At 68.8% G+C, this 6173-nt stretch carries 5 protein-coding genes; 3 read left to right on the forward strand and 2 right to left on the reverse strand.

Annotation, left to right across the window (positions count from 1 at the left end):
- Positions 1 to 111: 111 nt before the first annotated feature.
- Both Q0O97_RS13585 and Q0O97_RS13590 read left to right on the forward strand, forming a co-directional pair.
- Positions 112 to 1200 (forward strand): polysaccharide biosynthesis/export family protein, encoded by a 1089-nt coding sequence (locus Q0O97_RS13585; protein ID WP_294930286.1) that lies wholly within the window; start codon positions 112 to 114, stop codon positions 1198 to 1200.
- A gap of 4 nt (positions 1201 to 1204) precedes the next feature.
- Positions 1205 to 3202, forward strand: a complete 1998-nt coding sequence (locus Q0O97_RS13590) for a capsular polysaccharide biosynthesis protein (RefSeq protein ID WP_294930274.1) — start codon at positions 1205 to 1207, stop codon at positions 3200 to 3202.
- Positions 3203 to 3213: 11 nt separating this feature from the next.
- Here the strand turns inward: Q0O97_RS13590 and ribD are convergent, their stop codons facing one another.
- Entirely contained in the window at positions 3214 to 4191 is a 978-nt protein-coding gene (gene ribD, locus Q0O97_RS13595; RefSeq protein WP_294930289.1) for a bifunctional diaminohydroxyphosphoribosylaminopyrimidine deaminase/5-amino-6-(5-phosphoribosylamino)uracil reductase RibD, read from the reverse strand.
- Between the two features lie 23 nt (positions 4192 to 4214).
- The gene (gene nrdR / locus Q0O97_RS13600) at positions 4215 to 4679 is read right to left on the reverse strand and encodes a transcriptional regulator NrdR (protein WP_294930277.1); all 465 of its coding nucleotides are present in this window, start codon (positions 4677 to 4679) and stop codon (positions 4215 to 4217) included.
- A gap of 274 nt (positions 4680 to 4953) precedes the next feature.
- On the opposite strand from nrdR, the gene Q0O97_RS13605 reads away from it, so the two are divergent.
- Positions 4954 to 6078 carry a TRAP transporter substrate-binding protein gene (locus Q0O97_RS13605; RefSeq protein WP_294930280.1) on the forward strand — a complete coding sequence of 375 codons (1125 nt, stop codon included), beginning with the start codon at positions 4954 to 4956 and terminating at the stop codon, positions 6076 to 6078.
- Positions 6079 to 6173 lie beyond the last annotated feature (95 nt).

The raw sequence follows: 6173 nt of genomic DNA on the forward strand, positions 1-6173 counted from the left end.
ATTCGTAAAAAGGGACAGGAGTGTACTTTGGCTGACATGAGTTTTTCGGCAAGGCCCGTTGCGGCCGATCTGCGACGGGGCGGGTCCCGCCGCCTGTTCCGGTTCGCCGTGATGGGCGCGGTCCTGCTGGTCACGGCCTGCGGCCTGCCCCGCTCGGGACCCAGCAAGAAGGAAATCCTGGCCAGCAGCGTCGAACGCGGCGGCACCACCCATGTCGTCATGGTGAACGATCACGTCAACCGCACCGCGAATTACGCGCCCGCCTACGGGTTCAGCAACGAATTCCGCAGCGCCGCAGCGGTCGGGGCCGATACGATCCGGCCCGGCGACGTGCTTGGCCTGTCGATCTGGGAAAACGTGGACGACGGGCTTCTGGCCTCGATGGGCAGCAGTTCGACCGCGCTGGAACAGTTGCAGGTGGACAGCAACGGCTATATCTTCGTGCCCTATGCCGGGCGCGTCCGCGCCGCGGGCAATACGCCCGACGAGTTGCGCGGCATCATCACCCAGCAGCTTGAAACGCAAACCCCCGACCCGCAGGTCATGGTGACCCGCATGGCGGGCGATGGTGCGACGGTTTCGGTCATGGGCCGCGTCAACGCGCAGGGCGTCTATCCGATCGAGCGTCCGACCCGCTCGCTTTCCGCGATGCTGGCCCGCGCGGGCGGTGTCGGGATCGAGCCTGAGGTCGCCGTGGTCACCGTCAAGCGCGGCAATTCTACCGGGCGGGTCTGGCTCAAGGATCTGTATTCCAGCCCCTCGAACGACATCGCGCTGCGCCCCGGCGACGTCGTGCTGGTCGAGGAAGACCAGCGCAGCTTCACCGCCCTCGGCGCGCTTGGCGGCCAGACCAAGGTGCCGCTTGGCAATGAACAGATCAACGCGGTCGAGGCCATCGCGCTGGTCGGCGGCCTGTCCACCGCGCTGGCCGACCCCAAGGGCGTCTTCGTGCTGCGCGACGAACCGCAGGCCGTCGCCCGCGCCGTCCTGGGATCGAACACGGTTCAGGGGACGCAGCGCATGGCCTATATCCTGGACCTGACGCGGCCCGACGGGCTGTTCCTGGCGCGCGACTTCATGATCCGCGACGGCGACACCGTCTATGTCACCGAGGCGCCCTTCGTTCAGTGGCAGAAATCCATCCGCTCGGTCACCGGCACCGCGTCCGAGCTTTCGGATACCACCGAGACCTTCCGCTAGGCGGATGGGACCCCATGACGACAGCACCGCCGGGGCCGGCCCCCGGCGGGTTTTCGTGTTCAACGGCGGCTTTCTGCGCGCGCCTCGCCTGCGCCGGATCATGGAGCTGGCCGGATATGCCCCCCGCATCGGCCTGCCCGGTCCGGGCGATGCCGTCGCCATCTGGGGGGCAAGCCCCACCGCCTGGCGGGGCGAGGCCGTGGCGCGCCGCTGCGGCACCGATGTCATCCGGGTCGAGGACGCCTTCCTGCGATCCGTCCTGCCGGGCCGGGCGCGGGGCCATGTCGCCCGGCGCGGTCCCATCGGCCTGCTGATCGACCCGCTGGGGCTGCATTTCGACCCTGATGCGCCCTCGCTGATCGAAGCCTTCGCGATGGGCGGCAAGGCGCGCGGGATGGCGGCGCAGGCCCGCGCCGCCATCGACCGGCTGATCGCGGCGGATCTGTCGAAATACAACGCGCATCTGCCCGGCACCGCCGCGCCGACGCCGGGCCATGTCACGGTGATCGACCAGACGCGCGGCGATGCCTCGTTGCAAGGTGCCGGGCGCGCGGATTTCCTGCGCATGTTGCAGGCGGCGCGCGACGAAAACCCGGGCCTGCCCGTCCTGATCCGCAGCCACCCCGAAACCGCCGCCGGGCTGCGTCCGGGCCATCTGCACCCCGGCGACCTGCGCCCCGGCGACGGTTTCTGCGACGCCCCCCTGTCGCCCTGGCGGCTGCTGGAGGGCGCGGCACGGGTCTACGCCTGGTCCTCGCAACTGGGGTATGAGGCGATGCTGGCAGGCCATCGCCCCCGCATCTTCGGCCAGCCCTTCTATGCCGGATGGGGGCTTTCCGACGACGAAACCGCCATCCCCCGCCGCACCCCTTGCGGGATCGAGACGCTTTTCGCCGCCAGCCATCTTCTGGCCCCGCATTGGTATGATCCCTGCCGTGACCGGCTGTGCGATTTCGAAACCGCCCTGCGCCAGATCGAGGCCGAGGCCGCCGCCTGGCGCCAGGATCACGCGGGCCATCTGGCCCACGGCATCCGCCTGTGGAAGCGCCCGGCGATCGCGCGCATCTTCGGCAATGGCAAGGGCGTGCGGTTTGCCGCCAGGCCCGGCCCGCGCGTGACGCTGGCATGGGCAAGCCACGAGGCCCCGGTCCCGCAGGCGCTGCGGGTCGAGGACGGCTTCCTGCGCTCTCGCGGGTTGGGCGCGGAACTGGTGCCGCCGCTGTCGCTGGTGGCCGACGATCTGGGCATCTACTACGACCCCCGCCGCGAAAGCCGGCTGGAACGCCTGCTCGCCACCCCCCTGCCGCCGGGGGGCGCGGCACGGGCAAAGGCGCTGATCGCGCGGCTGGTCGAGGGCGATTTCACGAAATACAACCTGCAAGGCGGGTTGCCGCCCCTGCCCCCGGCCACCGGCCACCGCATCCTGGTGCCGGGCCAGGTCGAGGACGACGCCTCTATCCGCCTCGGCGCGGGGGTTGAACGCGGCAACCTGGACCTGCTGCGCCGGGTGCGGCGCGAAAACCCCGATGCCATCGTGATCTACAAGCCCCACCCCGATGTCGAGGCCGGGCTGCGCCCCGGCGCCATCCCGGCGGGCAGCCTGGACGGGCTGGCGGATGTGGTGGCCAACCGCGCCTCGGCCGCCGCGCTGATGGGGGTTGTGGATGCGGTCTGGACGATCACCTCGACGCTGGGATTCGAGGCACTGCTGCGCGGGCTGCCCGTCACCACGCTGGGCGCGCCCTTCTATGCGGGTTGGGGGCTGACGCGCGATCTTGGCCCGGTGCCCGCGCGGCGGCAGGCAAGGCCCGGTCTGGCCGGGCTGGTCCATGCCGCGCTGATCGCCTATCCGCGCTATTTCGACCCTCAGACCGGCCTGCCCTGCCCGGTCGAAGTCGCGCTGGACCGGCTGGCCGACCCGACGCCCGCACCCCGCGGCCTGCGCATCCTTGCCAAGGCGCAAGGCGCGATGGCGGGCCATTCGTGGATGTGGCGGCGGTAGGCCGCGCCCCTTCAGCCCCGCACCCAGCGATGGAAGAGGTCCGGTCCCAGCACACGGCTTTCAACCAGCGCAAAACGGGGCGCATCGGCCAGGGCGGGCAGGTCCAGCGGACCGATGGCGGGCCGCCCGGTGGCACCGATCGCCAGCCCGGCGGTATAGCCGACCAGTTCATCCACCAGCCCCGCGCGCAGAAGCGAGGCCGCCAACTGCCCGCCCCCTTCGCAAAAGACGCGCGTCAGCCCCCGCGCGCCCAGTTCCGCCAGCATTTCGGCAGGCCCGCCCCCGACCTGCCAGAGCGAGCCGTGGTCCGGCCCCTCGGGTGGCAGATCGGGGATCGGTCCTTCGGCGGCCACGACCCGCACGGGCTGGCGGACGGGGCCGAAGCCGCGCACGTTCAGCGCGGGCCGGTCGGCGCGCGCGGTGCCGCCGCCGACCATCACCGCGTCATGGCGCAGCCGCAGCGCATGGACATGGCGGCGCGCAAGCGGGCCGGTAATCCAGCGGCTTTCACCGGATTCCAGCGCGATCCGCCCGTCGAAACTGGTCGCCAGCTTCAGCGTCACCATCGGGCGCCCCTGCGTCACCCGCAGCAGGAAACCGCGTTGCAGGTGTTCCGCCTGCGCGCGCAGCACGTCGCGGGTGACACCGAGGCCCCCCCTTTCCAGGATCGCATATCCGCGCCCCGCCACGCGCGGATCGGGATCGGTCAGCGCCCCCACGACGCGCGAGACACCGGCAGCCACCAGCGCCTCGGCGCAGGGGGGGGTCTTGCCGTGATGGGCGCAGGGTTCCAGCGTGACATAGGCGGTCGCGCCGCGCGCGCGCGTGGCCGCCTGCGTCAGGGCCATGACCTCGGCATGGGGACGCCCGCCGGGCTGGGTCCAGCCGCGCCCGACCACGATGCCGTCGCGGACCAGGACGCAGCCGACCGCCGGGTTCGGCCAGACATTGCCCAGCCCCCGCCGCGCCAGCACCAGCGCATGGGCCATGTGGCGGCTGTCGCCCTCTGCGCTCATTCCTCGACGATGCCGGGGCGCAGTTCGGATACGAACTTGTCGAAATCGTCCGCCGCCTGGAAGTTCTTGTAGACGCTGGCGAAACGGACATAGGCGACGGTGTCGATGCGCGAAAGCGTCTCCATCACGATCTCGCCGACGACCTTCGAGGGGATGTCGGATTCCCCCAGGCTTTCCAGCCGCCGAACGATGCCGGAAATCATCTGGTCGATCCGCTCTGGCTCGACCGGGCGCTTCTGCATGGCGATGCGGATCGAGCGTTCCAGTTTCGAGCGGTCGAAATTCTCGCGCCGTCCGCTGGACTTGACCACGACCAGATCGCGCAGTTGCACACGTTCATAGGTGGTGAAGCGACCGCCGCAGGCCGGGCAGAAACGGCGCCTGCGAATGGCGACGTTATCCTCGGCCGGGCGCGAATCCTTGACCTGGGTGTCGTTGTTCCCACAAAATGGGCAGCGCATATCTTGTCCCCCGACGTTCCGCGACCGCAGTTGCGGCAGTCGCCCCGCGATGGGTTGGGCGGAACTGCCGTCAAGCCACTAAATGCAGAGTCCGGCCCCGCTGGCAAGCCGCGCGCGCAGCAAAAGTCAAGCGGCGGGGCGGGAATTGTCTTTTACGCCACGCTCTTGCCCCGAATTTGCCGCTTTGATCTCGACAGATACGGCACCGGGATGCAACATGCGCGGCAATTCTTCGCCCCCGGAACAACCGTCGGGCCTTCACGTCGGAGGAAAGATGACCACCAAGACCACCCTCGGCCGCCGCGCCTTCCTGTCGCGCGCCTCGGTCGGCGGCGCCGCTGCCGCCGCGGGCGCCACGCTGGCCGCGCCCGCGATCGCGCAGGAAAGCCCCACCATCAACTGGCGGATGACCTCGTCCTTCCCGAAATCGACCGATACGCTTTATGGCACGGGCGAATATTTCTGCAAGCTGGTGGAAGAAGCCACTGACGGCAAGTTCCGCATCCAGTCCTTTTCCGCGGGCGAGATCGTGGGCGGTTTGCAGGCCGCCGATGCCGTCAGCGACGGCACGGTCGAGATGGCCCACACGGTCGGCTATTACTATTGGGGCAAGGACCCGGCATGGGCGGTCGGCTCGGCCATTCCCTTCTCGCTGAACTATCGCGGCATGAACGCCTGGAACTATTTCGGCGGCGGGATCGAGCTTTACAACGAATTCCTGGACCAATACGGCCTTTACGCCCTGCCCGCGGGCAATACCGGCGTGCAGATGGGCGGCTGGTTCCGCAATGAGATCAACACGGTCGCGGACCTGCGCGGGCTGAAGTTCCGCGTCGGCGGCTTTGCCGGCTACGTGCTGGAACGCCTTGGCGTCGTGCCCCAGCAGCTTGCGGGCGGCGACATCTATCCGGCGCTGGAAAAAGGCACGCTGGACGCGGTCGAGTTCACCGGCCCCTATGACGACGAAAAGCTGGGCTTCGTGAAGGTCGCGCCCTATTACTACTCGCCCGGTTTCTGGGAAGGCGGCCCGACCGTTCACCTGTTCTTCGGCAAGGACAAGTTCGAGGCCCTGCCCGACAGCTACAAGGCCATCGTCCGCGCCGCTGCCCGCGCGGCGGACAACTTCATGATCGGTTCCTACGACTGGAACAATCCGCGCGCGCTGATGCGGCTGGTGCAGGAAGGCGCGCAGATCCGCACCTTCTCGCCCGAGATCATGTCGGCGCTGTTCGACGAATCCAATGCGGTCTACGCCGAGATGGCCGAGAAGCACGAATGGTTCAAGAAACTGTGGGATTCGATCACCGAGTTCCGCAGCGACCACTACACCTATACCCAGTTGGTCGATTTCCAATATGACTATTCGATGATGCAGTTGAACGGCCAGAACCGGCTGTAAGGCCCCGCCGGACGGAAAAGGAAAGGCCCCCGCCGCGGCGGGGGCCTTTTCCATCGGGCCAGCTTAACATCACCCGGTTTCACATCGCGCCTTCC

This window comes from uncultured Paracoccus sp. (assembly GCF_945915435.1).
GTDB lineage: Bacteria > Pseudomonadota > Alphaproteobacteria > Rhodobacterales > Rhodobacteraceae > Paracoccus.

Excerpts from the sequence above, each read along its gene's own strand:
- nrdR (WP_294930277.1), bottom strand. The coding sequence starts at position 4,679 with ATGCGCTGCCCATTTTGTGGGAACAACGACACCCAGGTCAAGGATTCG.
- Q0O97_RS13590 (WP_294930274.1), top strand. The coding sequence starts at position 1,205 with ATGGGACCCCATGACGACAGCACCGCCGGGGCCGGCCCCCGGCGGGTT.
- Q0O97_RS13585 (WP_294930286.1), top strand. The coding sequence starts at position 112 with ATGGGCGCGGTCCTGCTGGTCACGGCCTGCGGCCTGCCCCGCTCGGGA.
- Q0O97_RS13605 (WP_294930280.1), top strand. The coding sequence starts at position 4,954 with ATGACCACCAAGACCACCCTCGGCCGCCGCGCCTTCCTGTCGCGCGCC.
- ribD (WP_294930289.1), bottom strand. The coding sequence starts at position 4,191 with ATGGCCCATGCGCTGGTGCTGGCGCGGCGGGGGCTGGGCAATGTCTGG.